A 21400-nucleotide genomic window follows, 5' to 3' on the forward strand; every position below is an offset into this window, starting at 1 on the left:
AAACCTTAAAGGAGGCATTGCGATGCAAACGGTCGTTGCGATTTATACCGGACAGGGATTGGCCGATCCACTCAAAAAAGTGTTTCAGGAGCTGCTCCCGGATGTCCGCCTGGTGAACATTATCGATGACAGTCTGATCGGGGATGTCGTACGGGCCGGCCATGTGCCGGAGCTTGTGAATCGGCATTTGAACCAATATTATCGCCATGCGGAGGAGCTTGGGGCGGACGTGATTCTGAACACCTGCTCCTCGGTAGGGGATGTGGCGGACGAGGCGTCGGCCGGCGGCGCGATCGGCGTGCCAATCGTGCGGATCGACGAATGGATGGCGGCCAGAGCCGTTGAGGGCTACGCGCGTATTGCCGTGCTGGCTACGCTGCCAACAACGCTCGAGCCGACGCTGCGGCTCCTTCGCCGGAAAGCGGAGGAAGCAGGAAGAACGGTCACGCTAGTGAGTGGGCTTGCCGAAGGAGCATTCGATGCACTGGTCGGCGGGAAGCCGGAGGAGCATGACCGCTTGCTGCTGGAAACAGCGAAGCGGGCTGCCGGAGAGGCGGACGTGATTGTGCTGGCGCAGGGGTCGATGGCGCGCATGGAGCAGGCGTTGACGGAGGCGACGGGCAAGCCGGTGCTGTCTTCGCCGAAATCCGGCGTGGAGCAGGTGAAGGCTGTGCTAGCCGCACTGGAACAGGCCAAAGCGGCACGCGAGGAGGGATGACAGCATGAATCAAACGCGGGTCACAGCCGTTTATTTGGTGGAGACGCCTTATTCGCTGGAAAAGGCGGCCGCTTCGATCGCCGGCGAGCAATCGACGGGCACGTTCACGGCGGTTCCCGGCGAGACGGATGCGCTCAAAGCGCTGCATGGCGCGGTGGTGGAAAGCATTGAGCCGTTGGAGGAAGTGGACGCGCCTTCGCTGCCGGGCGCCAAAACGCCGCCGAACCACGACGGCAAATATCGCCGTGGGGTCGTCAAGGTGTCTTTTCCGCTGCACAATTTCGGACCTTCCATCCCGAATCTGATGTCGGCAGTGGCCGGCAACCTCTATGAGCTACAGGAGCTTTCGGGGCTGAGGCTGCTCGATCTGGAGCTGCCGGATGCTTTCGCGGCGCGGTATCCCGGCCCGAAGTTTGGTATTGAAGGGACACGGAAGCTGACTGGCGTCTACGACCGGCCGATTCTCGGCACGATCGTGAAGCCCAGCGTCGGCTTATCCATGGAAGAGCTGTCGGCGCTAGTCGAGCGGCTGGCGCTGGCGGGCATGGATTTTATCAAGGACGACGAACTGAACGCCAATCCGCCTTATGCGCCGCTTGAGGGTAAAGTGAAAGCTGTCATGGCGGCTGTCGAACGGGCGGCGGATCGGACCGGCAAGAAGTTGATGTATGCGTTCAACATCACCGGCGATTACGACGAGCTCCAGAGGGGGCATGATCTCGTGGTAGCGGCCGGCGGGAACTGCGTCATGGTGAGCATCCTCAGCGTTGGCCTGTCGGGCTTGACGGCGCTCAATCGTTACAGTGAAGTGCCGATTCACGGGCACCGCAACCAGTGGGGGATGCTAACGCGCTCGCCGCTGCTTGGGATTGAATTCACCGCCTACCAGAAGCTGTGCCGGCTGGCCGGGGCGGACCATCTGCATGTGAACGGCTTGCAGAGCAAGTTCTATGAGAGCGACGCATCCGTCGTTCGCTCGATTGAGGCTTGCACGGCGCCGATGTTCGGCGGGTACGCGACGATGCCGGTCGTCTCATCCGCCCAATGGGCGGGAACGGCACCTGCGACGTATGCGGCCACGCGGACCGTGGACGTCATGCATCTCGCCGGCGGCGGCATGCTCGCGCATCCCGACGGTCCTGCGTCCGGCTTCGAGAGCATGAAGCTCGGCTGGGAGGCGGCCGTGCAGGGCATCCCGCTGGAGCAGTATGCGGCGAAGCATCCGGCATTGCAGCGGGCGATTGAGAAGTACGGGAAGGGATGAGAGGCATGGCTGATCACAAGCGTGAGGAGAATCGTCGTCTGCTCTGCTATTACGGCGATGATTTTACCGGCTCCACAGATGTACTGGAGTCGCTGTTTGCGGCCGGGCTCAAGACCGTGCTGTTCCTTGAGCCGCCAACTACGGAGCAGCTCGAGACACGCTTTCGCGATGTCGACTGCTTCGGCGTTGCCGGCGTCGGGCGCTCCATGACGCCCGAGGAGATGGATCGGGAACTGCGCCCGATCTTTCGCATGCTGAAGGCGTCCGGCGCTGCCGTCGTCCACTACAAAATCTGCTCGACGTTCGACTCCTCGCCGGGCATAGGTTCGATTGGCAAGGCCGCGGAAATCGGCCGTGAGGTGTTCGGCGGCCGATTCATTCCGCTCTTGGCCGGCGTGCCTTATTTGGGCCGATACACGGTATTCGGCCAGCATTTTGCCGCCGGCGGCGGCGTCGGGGGCGGGCCCGGTGCGGTGCACCGGCTCGACCGCCATCCGACGATGAGCCGGCATCCGATCACGCCGATGGCGGAGGCGGATCTGCTCCGGCACTTGCGGCAGCAGACTGTGCTGCCGTCGGCCTTGCTCGATATCCGTGCGCTGGACGGCACGGAGGCAGAGGTGCAGGAGCGGCTCGAGGCGCTCCTTGCAAGCGGGGAACAGCCGGCGGAGCTCGTGCTGTTCGACGTCCTGGATGAGCGCCGGCTGGAGACGGCCGGGCGCTTGATCTGGGACGAGGCCGAGAGGGGGGACGGCCTGTTCGTTATTGGCTCCTCCGGCGTGGAGTACGCGCTGGGGGCCGTGTGGCGGCGGGACCGGGAGTTGGGGGGCGTTACCAGCACAGCGGCGGGCGCCATAGAGGGCGCATCCGACGCTGCTGTCGCGGGCGCTGTCTTACCGTCCGCTGAACCGTGCGCCGCCGGCGCACCTATCGCACCCGCGGCTACCTCAGCGCAGCGCTCGCCCGCTGCGCCTTCCCCGCTGCTCGTCATCTCCGGCAGCTGCTCGCCGGTCACCGAAGGGCAGATTGCCCGCGCACTGGAGACCGGCTTCCACGGCCTTCGTGTGCCTGTGGAGAAGCTGATCCGCGCTGAGACGCGGGCGGCGACCGTCGGCGAGCTGCTGTCCGAGGCGCGGGACGCGCTCGAAAGCGGACGGAGCGTGATCGTCTACTCCGCGGCGGGGCCGCAGGACGCGAGCATCGATCTGCTTCGCGACCTGCTGGCTGCGCAGGGCCTCCGGTCCGAGGACAGCAGCCGCCTGCTGGGCAGCGCATTGGGGCTACTCACCAAAGCGCTTGTGCAGAAGCTTAGGCTGCCTCGTGTGCTCATCGCCGGCGGCGACACCTCCGGGTACGTCACTCGGGAGCTCGGCATCTATGCGTTGGCGTGCAAGGCGGTGCTTGATCCCGGCGGACCGCTGTGCCGGGCCTATGCGGCCGAAGCGCCGTTTGACGGCCTGGAGCTTGTCCTCAAGGGCGGGCAAGTCGGCAGCCCTGACTTTTTCGCCAAGGTTGCGGCGTGGCCATGTGAATAAAACGTGAGGCAATATGTGTATAGCGAAGAGCAGAACGCCATGGCCGGCGTCTGCTTTTCTTTTATAACGATTTCAATCCGTTCCAACGCGATGATCAGCTAAAAGGTTACTCTTAGGTAGATCGGTGAGCACACGAATTCCTGCCTTTTTGGCCTTTTTGGCCTTTTTGGTTACTGCTGCTCAATGGATCGTGATGAGTAAGCTCTTGGGTGGGAGGGATTGCTGCTTGTTTGGACAATATCACTGCGAGAGGGGGAGGGGAAGAAGGTGTAACGGATGCCAGAGGGCTTATTGTCCCGATAAGAGGACGATATTGATTCTAACGGTTGCCACAGCGCTTATTGCGGTAAAATCTTGTGCAAGTGGGCAGATTTCATGCAAATAGGCATCGTGGTAACCGTTAGAGTTTGAAATGAACGATTTGGGGCCAAATAGCCGCTGTGACAAACGTTAGCGCCAACAACGTGCCGTCGTCATCCTCCGTGAAGCCAACATTTCGTGCTCACGGTGCTGATCGTAACGTCTCCGCGCCTTGTTCTTACGTTCGTTAAGTGGGTTGTCTTAAAATAGGCATTTTTTACAATAAGTCTGCGAAAAAGGTAACTACTTAGGATCTCACTCATTGATGTGAACTGGCAAATTCTTCACTTTTATTCGAGGTCGCGGAACTACACGCCGCTATTTCTGTGAATTTCTCTGCATTCAGCCAGGAAGCGGAATGAGGTGCCCTTATTCGGGCACCGAGCCATCCATTTCGCCCTAAATAACGCAAATAAGGGCCTCTCGTTCCCCTAGTGACATAAATGGGCCGGATTTTCGAAAATAGTGTCGTTACGTTCCTCTTCTTGTACGAGGGGCGGGCTCCTGAATTCCTTCCGTTCGGCGGAAGGAATTCAACTCAAATCTATGCTTTCTTGGTGGAGCTCCGCTCGATAAATCGGGTGTCGACCCGGATTTTGGTATGGGTTTCTTCGCCGAGCTCTATGGATTCAATGACAAGATCGACAGCCAACTGAGCCATACGTTTTTTCTCGACGTGAATGGTTGTCAATTCGGGCGAAACAATTTGAGACTCCGTAATATTGTCAAAACCGACGACTGATACTTGCTCGGGCACCCGAACCCCCAGTTCAGTCAGTGTTTTTAAGGTTCGAATCGCGATATAATCGCACTCGCAGAACAAGGCGGTAGGCAGGCGGCGCCCTGGCTCCAGGTACAGTTTCAAATGCGCTTTCAGATCTTCCTGCGAGGAGATCATCGTAGGCGCAACCGCGAAAGTATGTTCAGGCGAAAGGGTAAGATCATTGTCGCGCAGGGCTTGCTCAAAGCCTTCTCGACGTTCATCGAAATTATGGATCCGCACATTGGAAGCGATATAGCCAATCTCGCGATGACCCGATCGACATAAATGTTCCCCTGCTTGATAAGCCCCCATAACGTTATTAATGGCAACGAAATGGAGGGGCAGCGTATCAAAGCAATTATCCAAAACAACAAGCTGAGGGCCAAGCCGTTCTGCAATCTCGGTTATTTCGTGCGGATGCAGATTGGTGCCTAGCAAAATAACGCCGTCGCTTTGCTGAATCTCAGCGATCGAGCGAATGTCGCGATCAAAGTGATTCATATTCACGGTGGAAAATAGCAGTGAATACCCCTTGGAGCGGCATCTGTCCTCAATATAATGAATCAGCTCCCGAAAGAAGGGCTGCTGGTAATATTCCTCAAGCACAATGCCAGCGTTCGTAAAAACCAAAAAAGACAGCGATCTCGACGGCAATTCAGAGGACGCTGCACGGGGTTTAGGAGCATAGCCGCTTTCCCTCGCAATTTCAAGTACGCGTTCGCGTGTTTCAGCGCTTATGCCCGGCTTTCCACTAAGCGCAAGCGACACTGCAGATTTAGATACACCTGCAAGCCTCGCGATATCATCCATCTTCATCTTTGGCAATCTCCATTTTCTAAATAAGTTGAGTAAGTTTAGTTTAAAACCTGAACGAGATAAATGCAAGGTTTTCAAGGGCTTGGGCTAAACTATTTATATAAACAATACATAAATATTAACTAAATTCATATTGACTCCCTATTATTTCCGATATATGATTAGGGTAAACCTAAATTTTAACTAAATTTATTCAATTTAGTTTAGTTATTTTTGATGAAGTGGTTATGGATAATTTACATTTTTTTATCTAAACAACAGAGGGGGCTCTCTTTTGAAAAAATTAAAGCTAGGTTACGCGCCAACACGTCGTTTTGTTTTTAGTGCAGAAGATGCTTTTAAGTACAAAGTCATGATTAAGGAAAAGATCGAAAGCTTTGGTCTGGGTATTGATATTGTGGACCTGGAGGGGATTAATTCGGAGGGCCTCTTATACGACGACAACATTAACGCGGATCTCATCATTGATCGGTTTAAAAAGGAACAGGTAGATGCCGTTTTCTTCCCGCACTGCAATTTCGGAACGGAAGATACCGTGGCGCGCGTCGGCAAAGCGCTCGGTAAGCCTGTGCTGTTATGGGGACCGCGCGACGAGGCACCGCTAGAGGATGGCATGCGGCTGCGCGATACCCAATGCGGATTGTTCGCAACGGGCAAGGTGCTTCGCCGGTTTAATGTTCCCTTCTCCTATGTCACCAATAGTCGGGTGAATGATCCGGTTTTTGAACGCGGCTTCACGAATTTTATTGCTGCTTCCAATGTCGTTCGTCAGTTCCGTTCGCTTCGCATCTTGCAGATTGGCCCTAGACCGTCCTCCTTCTGGACGATGATGTGCAACGAAGGCGAGCTGCTGGAGCGTTTTGGCATCGAGCTGCATCCGATTACACTCGTGGACATTCAGCGCGCGTCCAAACGCATCGAGAATGGCAGTTCGTCCGAGCTGGCGGAAGCTATTGATTACATTAAGGACAAATTGGACTGGACGGAAGTGACGGAAGCGGATGTGCGGCGGATCGCCTCGCTGAAAGTGGCGATGAAGCAGTATGCGCTGCAAACGGGAAGCACGGCGATCGCCATCCAATGCTGGTCGTCCCTGCAGGATGCCATGGGGATCATGCCTTGTCTCGCCAATGCGATTTTGACGGATGAACAAATTCCGGTGACGTGTGAAACCGATATTCATGGGGCCATCACTTCCGTCATGGTTCAAGCTGCATCAATGAATCAAGCACCTACATTTTTTGCGGATCTCACGGTACGTCACCCTACCAATGCGAATGGTGAGCTGTTGTTCCATTGCGGCAATTTCCCCGTATCGCTGTCGGTGGAAGGGAAGCCGAAGCTGCGGAAACACTTTCTGTTCGATGACCATGCGCCAGGCACCCACGAAGGTGAAATTAAGGGAGGCTCGATGACACTGGCACGATTCGATGGCGATCATGGTGAATACCAGTTGTTTCTAGGGAAGGCCAAAGGAATTCCAGGTCCGTACACGCGCGGCTCTTATGTTTGGGTGGAAGTGAACGACTGGCCGCTGTGGGAAGAAAAGCTGGTCAAGGGCCCTTATGTCCATCATTCCGTAGGCATTCATGCGAATGTGATTCCATCTCTCTATGAAGCATGCACCTATATACCGGGTCTAACCCCAGATCCTGTTGATCCGACAGAAAGCGAAATTCAGGCTTGGCTCAGAGGCAAGGGCCTGTAACCCTAGGAGGAATTATGGAAATCAGAGATCTGCAAGCGAAAGCTGCACAAATTCGGATGGATGTACTCAATATGATTTTTCGGGCAAAAACAGGTCATACGGGTGGATCTCTCAGCAATGCGGATATCGTGACGGCGCTCTATTATCGGATCATGAAGATTGATCCCGCCAACCCTAAGGCCAAGGATCGCGATCGTTTCATCCTCAGTAAAGGGCATTCGGTAGAATCTCTTTGGTCTGTCCTCGCCGATAGGGGATTCTTTCCAAAGGAGGAGCTAGCAACCTTCAGTCAATTTGGCACGAAACTGATCGGACATCCGAACAATAAAGTCCCTGGCATCGAAATGAATACAGGAGCTCTCGGTCACGGACTTGCGGTTGCCGTAGGCATGGCGCTTGCCGCTAAACGGGATGGCGCCGGATATCGAGCATTCTGTCTCATGGGCGACGGCGAGCAGGCGGAGGGATCGGTCTGGGAGGCTGCGATGGCTGGGGCTCATTACAATCTAGACAACTTGGTCGGCATTATCGATCGCAATCGCCTGCAAATCAGCGGTTCGACCGAAGAAGTAATGGGACTCGAGCCGCTCGAGACTAAGTGGGAAGCATTCGGATGGAACGTTGTTTCGATCGACGGGAACGATATGCAGGCGTTGATCGACACGCTTGAAGCGATTCCGTCCGCAGCGGGCAAACCTACGCTGATCATGGCGAATACGGTGAAGGGTAAGGGGGTTTCCTTTGCCGAAAATGTCCCTCACTGGCACCATCATGTACCGAATGAGCATGAACTTTCGCTAGCTCTGGGCGAGCTCGCCGCAACTTTAGAATCGTACCGAAGGGAAGGGGTATGAAGATGAACACCATTCCGAATCGCCAAGTGATTTGTGAAACGCTGCTGGAGATGGCGCAGCATGACAAGGATATTATGGTGCTGGCCAGCGATTCACGGGGATCGGCTGCGATGGCGCCTTTTGCCAAGGCATACCCCGACCAATTTGTCGAAGTCGGCATCGCGGAGCAGAACATCGTCGGTATCTCTGCAGGTTTGGCCCATAGCGGGAAGAAACCCTTCGTCACATCACCTGCCTGCTTTCTTAGTATGCGCAGCATCGAGCAGATTAAGGTGGATGTCGCTTACTCCGGGACGAATGTTAAGCTGGTCGGCATCAGTGGCGGGGTGAGCTATGGAGCGCTGGGCATGTCGCATCATTCGGTGCAGGATTTGGCTGTAGCCCGTGCTATCCCGGGGCTCGCCGTCATGATGCCCGCCGATCGCCACGAAACGAAGAAGATGACCGAAGCGCTCGTGGCGTACGAAGGAGGCGTTTATGTTCGGATTGGGCGTAATCCCGTCGAGGATGCCTACGTATCGGATGATTACGATTTCCAGATCGGTAAAGCCGTAACGATGCGGGAAGGAACGGATGTGACGATCATTGCAGCGGGGGAGACGGTACGCGTTGCTCTGGATGCACATGAAGCGCTTCAAGAAGCAGGTGTATCTTGCAGAATCCTGAATATGCATACGATCAAGCCTCTTGATGAAGAAGCGATTGTGAAGGCAGCGAGGGAAACAGGCTATCTCATCACGGTTGAAGAACATAGCGTTCTCGGTGGACTCGGTGCAGCCGTAGCCGAAGTCGTCGTACAGCACTCCCCGGTTCCGATGCGAATTATCGGCATTGCGGATGAACCTGCGATCGCCGGTAAGACGGCAGAAGTATTCCGTCACTACGGCATCAGCAGCGACAATCTCAAGCGTGTCGCGCTTGAGATGTTGGGCCAACAGGAGCAGAAGTGATGGATAAAGCGTACATGCTGGTCGTTGATCAAAGCACATCCGGCACGAAAGTGCTCATTACCGACAAAGCCGGGACGATCGTGGCGAGACGTTCGAAGGAGCACACACAGCTGTACCCGCGTCCTGGATGGGTGGAGCATGATCCGATAGAGATTTACAACAATGTCAAAGAGACTGCGCTTCAAGCAATGAAGTCGATCGAGATTGGGCCGGAGTCACTTGCTGCCTTAACGATTACGAACCAGCGGGAGACGGCGGTCCTATGGGATCGGACGACCGGTCTCCCTGTGTATCCGGCTATTGTCTGGCAGTGTCAGCGAACCGCTGACAAGGTTGCTGCCCTCAAAGCATCCGGCTATGAAGAGGCCGTTCTTCGCAAAACAGGCTTGATGCTTGATCCTTATTTCTCCGCTGCCAAGTGGACCTGGATGATCGAGCATGCAGCAGGGGCATCGGAAAAGCTGGCGCGTGGCGAGCTGCTGGCCGGAACGATGGATAGCTGGCTCATATGGAAATTGACACGCGGCAGCGTGCATGCAACCGATTATACCAATGCAAGCCGAACCTCGTTATTTGATATCCATCAACTGAAGTGGGATGAGCAGCTTTGCAGACTGTTTGGGGTTCCGGCAGAGCTTTTGCCGGAAGTCCGTTCCTCCGACGAGGAGTTCGGCTATACGGAAGATCCCGAGCTGTTTGGCGACATTCGTGTGCCTATTACCGGCGTGATCGGGGATTCGCAAGCCGCCTTGTATGGCAATCAATGCTTCCGGATTGGTATGGGTAAGGCAACCTATGGCACAGGAACGTCGGTGCTGATGAATGTTGGCCCGAATCCCGTGCCGTCGAGGGACGGCTTAGTCAGCGCTATTGCTTGGGGGAAGGGCGGCAAGATTACTTATGCCGTCGAAGCGGTGATTCGCACATCGGGAGACAGTTTGAAATGGCTGCGGGATAACCTTGGGCTCTTCCGCACATTTACAGAGATGGAGGAGCTCTTGGCTGGCATTACTGACAACGAAGGCGTCTATCTCGTTCCCGCTTTCGTCGGTCTCGGAGCTCCATACTGGAATCCTTATGCCAGAGCCGCTATCACGGGAATGAATCGCAGCACGAACAAGGCGCATATTATTCGCGCTGCGCTGGAAAGCATTGCTTACCAAGTGCGAGACGCAGTAACGCTCATGGAGCAAAGCACAGGTATTCAGCTGGATCAGCTTAGGGCGGACGGGGGAGCTTCCGACAACGAAACTTTGATGCAGTTTCAGGCAGATATGCTCGACACGACCGTAATTAAATCTGAAATATCGGAGCTTTCAGCATTGGGATCCGTCTATATGGGGGGAGTTGGCATCGGTTTTTGGCATTCGCTAGAGGAAATCACACAGAAGCATCGAATCGGTATCAAATATGCTCCCAAGATGCAGAAGCAGATTCGAGATGCGTATTATGCAGGTTGGAAAAGTGCGGTGGCATCTATTGTAAATCGGTAGCTTTGGATTCTTGCAAACAGCAAACAAGATGGCCGTTGAGTTGAATCGATAGCTGCATCGGAGCCGATTTGTGCTACAATAGGCGGTAAGAACCGATGTAGGAGTGAATGAGATGCCGGCCTCCCTTAACGAGCAGGAGCTATTGCAGTTTATTATCAACCAGACGAAGCTGGACCCGAAGCAAATTCAATTGGTGCTGAAGCATGAGAAAACGTTTATGGACAAAGCGGAGCAAAAAGGGAGCCGGGAAATCGACATCGATGATGTCATCGATTATATCGTGGGCCGTCCCGATGTGAAACTGAGCGAGCTTGCCGTCGATACGATTCTGGAGACGGAAATGTCATTTCTCATGAAGAACGGCCTAGCCGGTTATATGGATTAAAGCTTGAAGTGGCGCAAACGAGCCGCTGTGCCTTGGCAGATGCCGGGGTATGGCGGCTTTCGCATTTACTTATAGTTAACTTTAAAGTTAATTGATTGAGGCGTATTGACACTTTTTACCCGGAGATGCATAATAAAAACATCATCTTAATCATTATTTAATTAATTTTATGATTAACTAATTGGAGGTACATGGGAGTAATGACAACGACAACTGCACTACCGAGAGCCGAACATCCAAGACCGCAATTTGTACGCGACAGCTGGGTGAATTTGAATGGCGAATGGCAATTCGATTTTGACGATGCGAACGTGGGGACCCAATCTGGCTGGCATACGGGGGAGACGAATTTTACGCAAAAAATTCAAGTCCCTTTCGCTTTCCAAAGCAAACTCAGCGGCATCGGCACAAATGAATTTCACGATATTGTGTGGTATCGGCGCGATTTTACGCTGCCGCAAGGCTTTGAGGGGAAGCGCATTCTTCTTCACTTCGGAGCGGTCGATTATGAAGCTTCCGTGTGGGTGAACGGAACGCTCGTCGCGACGCACATAGGCGGACACACGCCGTTTCATGCGGATATTACGGAAGCGCTTCAAGCAGGCGCGAACCGCTTGGTCGTCAAAGCTGTGGACTACAGCCGCGATGTGACGCTGCCAAGAGGGAAGCAATATTGGCTTGAGGATTCGGCGTCGATTTTCTACACGCGGACGACGGGCATTTGGCAAACGGTATGGCTGGAAGCCGTGTCACCGGAGGCACATCTCGCCAAGGTGAAAATGACGCCGGATATCGATGCGAAGCAGATTGAAATGGTTTTCTATGTCGATGGTGCCCAGAGCGGAGCGAAACTGCAATTAAAAGTGGAGGTTTCGTTTAAAGGAAAACCAGTTACCGAAGATATGTACAGCATTAAGGGCTCCTCGGAGACACGCAAAATCCGTATTGACGATTTTAACGATCACGGACTTGGCGGCTGGTGGACGCCGAACAAACCGAATCTGTATGACGTGACGTTCACGCTGTTTGTCAACGGACAAGAGGCGGATCGCGTGACCAGCTACTTCGGCATGCGCAAAGTGTCGATCGAGAAAGGCCAATTGTGCTTGAATAACCGTCCTTATTTCTTGAAGCTTGTCTTGGATCAAGGCTATTTCCCGGACGGCAACTTGACGCCGCCGAGCGATGAGGCGCTGAAACAGGATATCGAGCTGACGAAAGCGATGGGCTTCAACGGCGTGCGGAAGCATCAGAAGCTGGAAGATCCAAGATTCCTATACTGGTGTGACCGGATGGGGCTCGTTGTCTGGAGTGAAGCGGCGAATGCGTATGAGTATTCGGATCAGTATGTGAGTCGCTTTACGCAGGAATGGATCGCTTCCATGGAACGGGACTACAACCATCCATCGATTATCGCATGGGTACCGCTGAATGAAAGCTGGGGTGTGCCGAACATCCAAGTTGACCGTTTGCAACAGCAGCATGCGCTCACGATGTATCACTTGACCAAATCGCTGGACCCGATGCGTCCTGTCGTTTCCAATGACGGCTGGGAAATGGTGCATACGGACCTGTTCTCCATCCATGACTATGAGTGGCGCGAAGAGGTGCTGAAGGAGCGATACAGCTCAACGGAGAAAGCAGTATCGGCCAAACCGTCCAGACGCGTGCTGGCGGTAGAGGGCTTCCCGTACGCTGGACAGCCAATCCTGGTTACCGAGTTCGGCGGCATCGCCTACAAGAAGAGTGAGTGGGAAGGCTGGGGCTACTCCGGCGCCGACAACGACGAGGATTACGAAAGCAGACTGCGCGCCGTCATTCAGCCGCTGCTTCGCTCAGGCGTCGTACAAGGGTATTGCTACACGCAGTTGACAGACGTGGAGCAGGAGATCAATGGGCTGCTGACGTACGACCGCAAGCCGAAAATTCCGGTCGAGATCATCAAAGCTATCAACGAAGGAAAATAATGAAAAGCCAGAGCGTCGCAATCGTTCAGATCGCGGCGCTCTGGCTTTGTGTTATTCATCCGCATGCTCAATGCGGACAATGACCGGATTCGACAGCACGCTTCCGGCATGCACGAGTTCATTGACTTGATACGAATACTGCGCTTCCGCTTGGGTTGCAATGCGGGAGGCGTGCGGATCGAGGGGGATTTCTAACTCGTACGTGATCTCGATGCTCGTTTGCGGACCGAGATCGCCGATGACAAGCGGCTGCGCAGGAACGATACTCCTCCCTTCGGCTGCGTGTATGTTCAGCTTCTCAGGGAGGCTGTCGTGCCGAATGTGCAGCGAGCCTGGTACAAGTGTATTCAGGGTGGAAATCCAGTTCCACATCTGCAGAGCTTCTGCTGCCAAGCTGCCGGTGTTCGTCACGGCGATCATGTACGCCAGGACTTCGCCAGGCTCCGCTGCAAGCGGATGCACGCGCATCTGTACGTCGACAATCGGCTGCAGCAGCGCGACGTGCACGTCATTGGAGACGAGGCGGTTGGCTATGCCGCGCCCATCCGGAAGCCGGTAGTTAAAGAGTGCGACAGCGTGACTAACGAGCTCTTTTTGCGAGGCGGAAATGGCGATCGTGTTCACCGAAACCTGAAACGTGACGACGACGGATGTCCCCGGCGTCAGTGTGCCGAGCGGCAGCGAATTCGGCAGCTGCGGCTTGTCGTACGGTTGCCCATTGACGGTCAGGCTGCTAGCGACATACGAGGTGCCTTCCGGGAGAAATTCGGTCAATGACACTTCAGCGGCAATATTTCCGGTATTTGTTAATGTAACGGTATATGTTAGTACATCGCCGAGCGTAGCTGCAGCTTCCTGGACGGATTCAACGACACGAAGATTCGGGTCAAAAACACGAAGCATGACAGTGTTAGAGGTTGTCTGGTTTCGATAATCCCCTTCTTCATACGAAAGAACCCCTGCATTCTCGAGGAAACCGCCGGGCGGAAAGAGAGAGACTGCCGCTTGGAATTGCAAGTTGAACGAAGTGTGATCAAGCAGCGTCCCCAGCCAGATGCCTTCCATGGGGTTGGCCGACGGATAACGGATGTCGTCCAGAATGACGCTGCCCGGTAGGAATGTCATGCCAGGCGTCAATGCATCCTGAAAAAGGAGATGCGAGATCGCATTTTCCTCTTCATTCACAATCGTGAAGCGGAACGTCACCGTATCACCGACATACGTATCCAGAGGGTTGGCCTGCTTGCAGAACTTGATCTTTACCCTCTTAAAAGGAATCAAAACCGTATTTGACCGAGACTGGCCGGAAACTTCGCGACCGCTTGGCGTACGGAACGTATACGGGGCAAAGGCTTGGTTTCTAATCATATTCGCACGCGGAAGCTTCAGCACGACAATCTGATAAATGACGGTAAACGTCTGGCCCACATGAACAGTACCGAGCGGAATCCCTTGCGCCGGGTTGGCGAGCGGAAGCGGGACGCCTGCGACAATGACGCTGTTTGGGACAAAGGAAGTCCCATCGGGCATAGGGTCGAGCAGGGTCACCTGCGCGTCAAGGTTCCCCTTATTCGCTACAAGTAAGCGATAAGTAATCACTTGCCCGAGGCTGGCCTCGGGCATATTGGCTTTTTTCAAAATCGTGATGATCGGACCGACAACCGGTGTATCGACCGTATTGGAATAGGCATGGCCGGTCATACTGCCTGAGCTGAAACGAACGACGGATTGGTTAATCAGGTGATTTGGCGGTTGTGATTCGGTCGTCATACGACCGTCACCTCGAAGGTTACGGTGACGGAATCGCCGGCCGGGATAGAGCCTAGCGGAATGCCTGTGCTAGGATTCAGCCCAATCTGGGAGGCTCCGTTGACGGTGACGCTGCCGCCGATAAAGACGGTGCCGGTCGGAATCGGGTCGGTCATCACAACATTGTTGACCGTTTCAATGCCGTTGTTCGTGACCACCACTGTATACGTAATTGTATCTCCGGCTACGGCGTCGATGGCATCGGTGCTTTTGACGACGGTAACGTTCGGTGCAGAGACTGGAATGACCAGAATATTGGACATGACAGAGCCAGAGAGCTGACGGCCATCCGGCGGCGAAAAGGTGTAATTTGCCGTTGCCTGGTTGGTCAGCTGCTGTGGTGAAGGCAACGAATCAACCGTGACTTGCAAGGTGACATGAATATCGACCGAACTATTAGGCGGAATGGTGCCGGCTGAAATCCCCGTGGTTGGATCGGCGCCTGGCTGCGGAACTCCATCGACAAACACGCTGTTCGGTACAAAAACGGCGCCGGTTGGAATGGAATCATACAGGGTAGCGTCAGCAGGCAGATTGCCTGTGTTTTGCAAGGTCAGCATATACACGATCGTGTCACCGATGGTTGCATTCGTCGTGTTGGCCGATTTCAGTAAGGAAATAATCGGCTGATAGACCGGAATTTTAACCGTGTTGGAGAACGCGGACGCCGCCAGTGCACCGGATGTCAAGTTGACGGACGATTGGTTCACGAGCTGCTGGGAAGCCGGCAGCGCAGTCACTTTTACGCTGAAGGTAACCGTGACCGAAGCTCCTGGGGCGATGGAGCCCAGGGAGATGCCCGTTGTCGGGTTGGCACCAGATGAAGGATTGCCATCGATGGTAACGCTGCCTGTCACAAAACTTGCTGAGGCCGGGAGCGGGTCGAAGAACTGCACCTGATTGATGCTGGCTATGCCGTTGTTCGTGACGACGGCTGAGTAAGTGACGGTGTCCCCGACTACCGCGTCTGTAGCGAGCGTTGATTTCACAATTGAGACATTCGGCGCAGAGACCGGAATGGTAATGGTGTTCGAATTCACCGAGCCGGTTATCGTGCGGCCGTCTGGCGGCGAGAACGTGAAATTGGCCGTCGCCGAGTTGCTCAGCAGCTGTGGGCTTGGCAGTGAGGTGACAATGACGCCAAACGTAATCGTATCTGTGGCCCCCGGCTGGGATGTGTACGGAATGCCGACAGCAGGATCAGCGCCGGGTTGAGTAGCGCCGTTGACCACTACACTGTTTGGTTGGAACGTAGTGCCGTTCGGAATATGATCCACTATGGACACATTCGCCGCATAATTTCCGGTATTGCTCACCTTAATTTGGAAAATAATCAGGTCGCCAACCGTGGCGTTTGTCGTATTCGCGCTTTTGATGGCAGCCAGGATCGGCTGGTAAACAGGCGTAGTGACGATATTGGAGAACGTCACAGCCGAGAAGCTGCCTGAAGTGAAGCTGACAGAGCCCTGATTGTTGAGCTGAGCTGGATCCGGCAGCGAAACGACACGCACGTTGAAGGTGACCGTTACGGTTCCCCCTGCCGCAATGGAGCCGAGCGGGATGCCCGACACGGGGTTCGGCGGTACTGGAGGCGTCGGTGCGCCGGTAATAACCACACTGCCAGGGATGAAGGCTTCACCGGAAGGCAGCGGATCGGAAAAGACGACATTGTTGACGGCCTCGATGCCATTGTTCGTGATCGTGAACGTATACGGAATCATATCGTTCAACACCGCGTCGGTGACCGTTGTGCTCTTGACGACGCTGATGTTCGGAGCAGAAACGGAAATCGTAACGGTATTGGATGTAGCGGTGCGGTTGAAGGTTCGGTTGTCCGGCAACGTAAACGTGTAGGCGGCAGATCCTGTATTCGCCAGCACTTGCGGGTTCGGCAGCGAGTTGATGACGACTGAGAACGTGACGGGAATGGTTACGCCGGGACCAACAGTGCCGATAGAGAAACCGGTTGACGGATCAGCGCCAGGAATCGGCATTCCGCCAACAAACACACTGTTGGCAAGGAAGGTTGTGCCCGCCGGAATCGTGTCCGTGACGGTAGCGGATGTGGAATAATTGCCGGAATTCGTAACATTCAACGTGTAGACGACGGTGTCCCCGACGGTTGCGGTAGAGGTGCTGCCGCTCTTGACGATGGAAAGTACCGGCTGATAGATCGACGTCGAGAGCGTGTTCGAAAAAGCTGTGCCGGCAAATGCGCCGGATGTGTAATTGACCAACGATTGGTTTACCAGATTGGCCGAAGTTGGTACGGATGTCACTTGTACGCTGAATTGAACAGTGACAGTTGCGCCAACGCCGATCGTGCCGAGAGCGATTCCGCTCGCCGGATTTGGCGGTGTTGGCGGCGTAGGCGCACCTGTAATGACGACGCTGCCGGTCACAAACGTACCGCCGGCTGGAATCTGATCGGAGAAAAGGACGTTATTGATCGCTGCAATGCCGTTATTCGTAATTTGCGACGTATACGTGATGGTATCGCCAACGGTTAAGGCGGTAGACGATGTACTTTTCACTACCGCAACGTTTGGGGAGGACACCGGGAACGAGACGGTATTCGATTGCACGGATCGTGTAATAACTCGACCGTCTGGAGGCACAAACGTATATGCGGCAGTTGCGGTGTTGCTGATTGTCTGCGGGCTTGGCAGCGTCTCAATGAGGACGGAGAAAGCGATAGTGGCAGATGCGCCGGGTGCGATCGTCCCCGCGTTAATGCCTGTGACCGGATCCGCACCCGGCTGCGGGACACCGTTCACGAGTACGCTGTTCATCACGAAGGACGTCCCAGCGGGGATCGTATCAGTGACGGTGGTAGTGCCCTGCAGGGTTCCGGTATTGGAGACCACGACCGTGTAGACAACGGTATCGCCTTCTGTTGCATTCGTCGTATTCGCGGATTTGACGGCTGTCATGACTGCTTGGGTCACCGGCGTCACGACATTGTTGGAGTTCGAAGAACCTGAGAAGCTTCCGGACGTAAAGCTGACGGCTGACTGATTGACGATTTGTGGCGTTGACATTGTGATGATCACCTCAAAAGTCACGGTCACCGGCGTACCAGGCGCCAGTGTACCGAGTGGAATGCCGGTGGACGGACTGGTGTTCGGCGCTGCAATGCCGTTCACGGTCACGCTTCCGGGGATAAATGAAGTGCTGGAATCGGCCATGCTGGTGAGCACAACATGGCCCACGCTCTCGATACCTTGATTCGTAACAACGACGGTATAGGTAACGGTATCGCCTTGTACAGCTGTGCCAACGCTGCTGCTTTCGATAACGCTGACGCTAGGCGCGGAGACGGGAATGACGACGGTGTTGGAGCTTGCCGAGCCAGATAACGTTCGGCCATCCGTTGTCGTAAACGTAAACGTGCTTGTGGCAGTATCCGCGATTTGCTGCGGCGTCGGAAGTGAATCCATGGAAACTTCAAATATCACGGATCGGCTGCCTCCAGCCGGAATGGAGCCCAGCGGGATGCCGTTGACAGGATCTACGCCGGGGACCGGCATGTTGTCGATAATAACGCTGTTCACAACAAAGGAAGTGCCGGCCGGAATGTTATCGAACAGTACGGCGTTTGCGGCCACACTGCCGGTGTTGCTTGCTGTCACTGTGTATGCAATGAGATCGCCCAGTACCGCCAATGTGTCGTTCGCAGTTTTGGTGAGAGCCAGTATGGGCTGCTCAACGGTGGTAGTAACCGTATTCGAAGCGGCGGAGCCTGAGAAGGCGCCAGCGGTAAAGCTTATTGCGGCTTGGTTGCCGAGCTTCGGAGGCGTTGGCACGCCGGTGACTGCCGCCTTGAATGTAACGTGCATAACCCCGCTTGCCCCAATGGTTCCAAGGGTAAAGCCGGCATTCGGATCGGCGGAAGGTCTCGGTAAGTCGTTGACGGTCACACTGCCCGCTTGAAACAAGGCTCCTGGCGGAACAGCATCCAGAAGCACGACATTCGTCAGCGGAACAACGCTTGTGTTGGTCAGATCGATCGTGTAGGTCAAGACATCGCCGAGGGCGGCGTAAGGGAGCGAAACCGCTTTGGCAACCGTCAAATTCGGCGCCGAAGCCGGAACATCGGTTACATTGGAAAGTTTGCTGCCAGACAAGGTGCGGCCATCCGGCGGCTGGTACGTATAATTGACCGTCGCTTGGTTCGTCAGCCGAGGGGGAGACGGCAAGCTTTGCAGAATCACCTGAAACGTAATGGTCGAAGTTGCATGCTGGGCTAATGTGCCAATGGCAATGCCAGTCGAGGGATTGGCGGCAGGAGCCGCAATGCCGTTGATCGTCACGCTTGCGGGAACAAACGTCGTCGACGGATTGATCGTATCGACGACAGTTGGCTGCACCGCGATATTGCCAGAATTGCTGACGATCAGCGTATAGGTCAACGTATCGCCGACCGTCGCATTCGTGCTGTTGACGCTTTTGCTGATGGCGACAACGGCTTGATAGACCGGCGTCGTAACGCTGTTCGTCAGCGTTGTGCCATTGAACGTGCCGGAGCTGTAGGAGACGCCGGCCTGGTTCACCAGCTGCGCCGGAGCAGGCAGGGAAGTGACGGCGACCTGAAATGTCACCGGTACCGAGCTTCCGGCGGTAATTGAGCCGACGGGAATGCTGCTTGGTACGGCACTTGGTTTGGCGACGCCGCCGACCACCACGCTGCCTGCGACAAAGGTGGCGCCGGTCGGCACCGTGTCGGTCAAGGTGACGTTCGTGACCGTGGCGACGCCGGAATTCGTGATGACCGTGGCGTACGTAAACGTATCGCCGACCACGGCATCGACGACGTTCACGCTCTTCACCGCTCCGACGCTCGGCAATCGGACGGGGATCGTCAGCGTATTGGATTCCGACGAACCGGATATGGTGCGGCCGTCGGGCGGCTGGAACGTGTATGTACTGTTCGCTTTATTCGTTATCTGGGAAGGTGATGGCAGCACGAGAATTGTAACATCGAATGTCATCGTAACCGTGCCGCCTGCAGATACCGTACCGATATTGACACCGCTGGCGGGATTGGCGCCAGGCACGGTTACACCGTTCACGGTTACGCTGCCGGGAACAAAGGCTGTTCCGGTCGGAATATTGTCAGTAAGATTAACAACGGCGGCGATGTTGCCTGTGTTGGCTACTTGCAGCGTGTAAGTCACATTGCTGCCGACAGAACCGTTGGCCGTATTGGCGGATTTGACTATGCTGATATTCGGCGCGTAGATTGGCGTGGTGACGGTGTTGGACGGAATGACGCCGGATATGATCGAACCGCCCGCGACGCTTTGAAAGGTAAAAGCGGCGTTCGCGGTATTGGCAATCTGCGACGGGCTTGGAATACTGGTTACCGTCGCTTTGTACGTGACGGTGATCGATGAGCCAAACGCGAGCGATCCAAGTGGCGCCCCCGATGTGATGTCGTAGGTCGGCTTCGCGGCACCGGCAACGGTGACGCTGCCTGCGACGAAGGTGGAGCCGGCTGGCAGCGCATCCGACAGCACAACGCTGGCCGCGCTGGCGCTGCCGCTGTTGCTGACGGTCACCGTGTACGTAAGCGTATCGCCGAGGACTGTGCCGGTGACGTTGGCGCTCTTGGCGACGGTGATGAGGGGCGCATTGATATTGATCTGGAGGGCGTTGGCGTTAACGACATAGCCGTCTCCGGAAGTAGTCAACTGTAGAATGGCGGACGATTGGTTGTTGGCGAGTCGGGCGGATACATCGACATTGGTGATGTCCCAGCCTTGCCGGCCGCCGATGATATTTGTTCCTGGAGCACCGTTGGTCGGGTTGGACGTGCCGAAGGTGCCTGTCGTATTGAGCTGACCAGCATCGTTATTAATTTGCGAAGCAAAGAAGTTGTTCGCAAAGTTATTCGGCCCGGACAAAGCGACGAGCGACGACGTGGTCGATCCGAACAACGCCTGATCGCCCGTACGGTTGGCGTCGCCTTCCTGGGCGCTGAACAGCGCTCTGCCGCCCAAGGCGCCGGTGACCGGTGTTGCAAACCCTGTAATTGTCGTGTTCACGGGAGGGGAAGTCGATTGTACCAGTACGGCGCCGACACGCAAGGACATATTGCGAAATGGCAGACTCGTGTTCTGATAAATGACGGCGAGCGTCCAACCAGCGTGGTTCGCGGTCGGATCGCCGTTAATCACGATGGTTCCGACAACGCTGCCCGTCGTGTAAGTGCCGGCCATCCCTTGCTGGACAAGCGATGTGACGTTGGCTGTACGTACATAGCCCAAGGCGCCGCTGCCCAGGTCGAACTCGTTGCGTGTGGAAATCTCGGACGTGATGCTAAACGTGCCGGCCGGCGTCGTGAATGAAACGGGATTGTTGATGGCCGACGTTAAATTGACCGAGCCATTCACATACGTGCCGCCCCAGATCAGTTCAGCATATAGGACGGTGCTTCCGGCCGGCAGTGTCAGGATCGCAGACGAACTGTTCGAGGTATACAGATTAGTTGTCCCGGAGGGGTAGCTTCCAAATTTTAATGCGGTATTTGTCGTGGTAAAGGCGCCGATGCTGTCTTGGGTTCCCGGTACCCCCTCTGTGGTAGAACGGCTTAAGCCAAGGGTGTTGCCGGTAAACGTAATCGCGCCAGTTGCGTTGAGCGTAGCTCTGACGACGAGAGCGATGGCCCTCACCCCCTAGAGTGAATTCCGATAACACACAAAAAAGTATTATCAGTGTTGGCCGTAGAGAGGAAAATAGACCGATGGTTCTAAACTATGTTTCAATTTGAGAAACA

At 55.2% G+C, this 21400-nt stretch carries 12 protein-coding genes; 9 read left to right on the forward strand and 3 right to left on the reverse strand.

What is annotated here, in order from left to right; genetic code table 11:
- Nucleotides 1-22: 22 nt before the first annotated feature.
- The 3 genes from EJQ19_RS01535 to EJQ19_RS01545 are packed head-to-tail and all read left to right on the forward strand — an operon-like array spanning nt 23 to nt 3517.
- Nucleotides 23-718, forward strand: a complete 696-nt coding sequence (locus EJQ19_RS01535) for an aspartate/glutamate racemase family protein (RefSeq protein ID WP_126139450.1) — start codon at nt 23-25, stop codon at nt 716-718.
- Between the two features lie 4 nt (nt 719-722).
- Nucleotides 723-1982 (forward strand): ribulose-bisphosphate carboxylase large subunit family protein, encoded by a 1260-nt coding sequence (locus tag EJQ19_RS01540; RefSeq protein WP_126139451.1) that lies wholly within the window; start codon nt 723-725, stop codon nt 1980-1982.
- 5 nt (nt 1983-1987) lie between these two features.
- Complete coding sequence (locus EJQ19_RS01545; protein WP_126139452.1) at nt 1988-3517, forward strand: four-carbon acid sugar kinase family protein; 1530 nt, start codon at nt 1988-1990, stop codon at nt 3515-3517.
- Between the two features lie 904 nt (nt 3518-4421).
- Here the strand turns inward: EJQ19_RS01545 and EJQ19_RS01550 are convergent.
- On the reverse strand, nt 4422-5456 hold the full coding sequence (locus EJQ19_RS01550) for a LacI family DNA-binding transcriptional regulator (protein WP_126139453.1): 1035 nt from the start codon (nt 5454-5456) through the stop codon (nt 4422-4424).
- A 274-nt stretch (nt 5457-5730) separates the two neighbouring features.
- On the opposite strand from EJQ19_RS01550, the gene EJQ19_RS01555 reads away from it, so the two are divergent.
- The 6 genes from EJQ19_RS01555 to EJQ19_RS01580 all read left to right on the forward strand — a co-directional run bounded on the left by EJQ19_RS01555 (nt 5731) and on the right by EJQ19_RS01580 (nt 12813).
- Nucleotides 5731-7164 (forward strand): L-fucose/L-arabinose isomerase family protein, encoded by a 1434-nt coding sequence (locus EJQ19_RS01555; protein ID WP_126139454.1) that lies wholly within the window; start codon nt 5731-5733, stop codon nt 7162-7164.
- A gap of 14 nt (nt 7165-7178) precedes the next feature.
- On the forward strand, nt 7179-8018 hold the full coding sequence (locus EJQ19_RS01560) for a transketolase (protein WP_126139455.1): 840 nt from the start codon (nt 7179-7181) through the stop codon (nt 8016-8018).
- Nucleotides 8019-8020: 2 nt separating this feature from the next.
- Nucleotides 8021-8968 (forward strand): transketolase family protein, encoded by a 948-nt coding sequence (locus tag EJQ19_RS01565; protein ID WP_126139456.1) that lies wholly within the window; start codon nt 8021-8023, stop codon nt 8966-8968.
- Complete coding sequence (gene glpK / locus EJQ19_RS01570; RefSeq protein WP_206438348.1) at nt 8968-10461, forward strand: glycerol kinase GlpK; 1494 nt, start codon at nt 8968-8970, stop codon at nt 10459-10461. Before EJQ19_RS01565 ends, glpK begins: the two co-directional genes overlap by 1 nt.
- A 112-nt stretch (nt 10462-10573) precedes the next feature.
- Nucleotides 10574-10846, forward strand: coding sequence for a hypothetical protein (locus tag EJQ19_RS01575; protein ID WP_126139458.1), 273 nt, complete (start codon nt 10574-10576; stop codon nt 10844-10846).
- A 191-nt stretch (nt 10847-11037) separates the two neighbouring features.
- Nucleotides 11038-12813, forward strand: coding sequence for a glycoside hydrolase family 2 protein (locus EJQ19_RS01580; protein WP_126139459.1), 1776 nt, complete (start codon nt 11038-11040; stop codon nt 12811-12813).
- A 51-nt stretch (nt 12814-12864) separates the two neighbouring features.
- On the opposite strand, the gene EJQ19_RS01585 is transcribed toward EJQ19_RS01580, so the two are convergent.
- The gene (locus tag EJQ19_RS01585; protein WP_126139460.1) at nt 12865-14583 is read right to left on the reverse strand and encodes a DUF11 domain-containing protein; all 1719 of its coding nucleotides are present in this window, start codon (nt 14581-14583) and stop codon (nt 12865-12867) included.
- Entirely contained in the window at nt 14580-21287 is a 6708-nt protein-coding gene (locus tag EJQ19_RS01590; protein WP_478354289.1) for a DUF7507 domain-containing protein, read from the reverse strand. Before EJQ19_RS01590 ends, EJQ19_RS01585 begins: the two co-directional genes overlap by 4 nt.
- Between the last annotated feature and the right edge of the window lie 113 nt (nt 21288-21400).

This window comes from Paenibacillus whitsoniae, assembly GCF_003955665.1.
Taxonomy (GTDB): domain Bacteria; phylum Bacillota; class Bacilli; order Paenibacillales; family NBRC-103111; genus Paenibacillus_E; species Paenibacillus_E whitsoniae.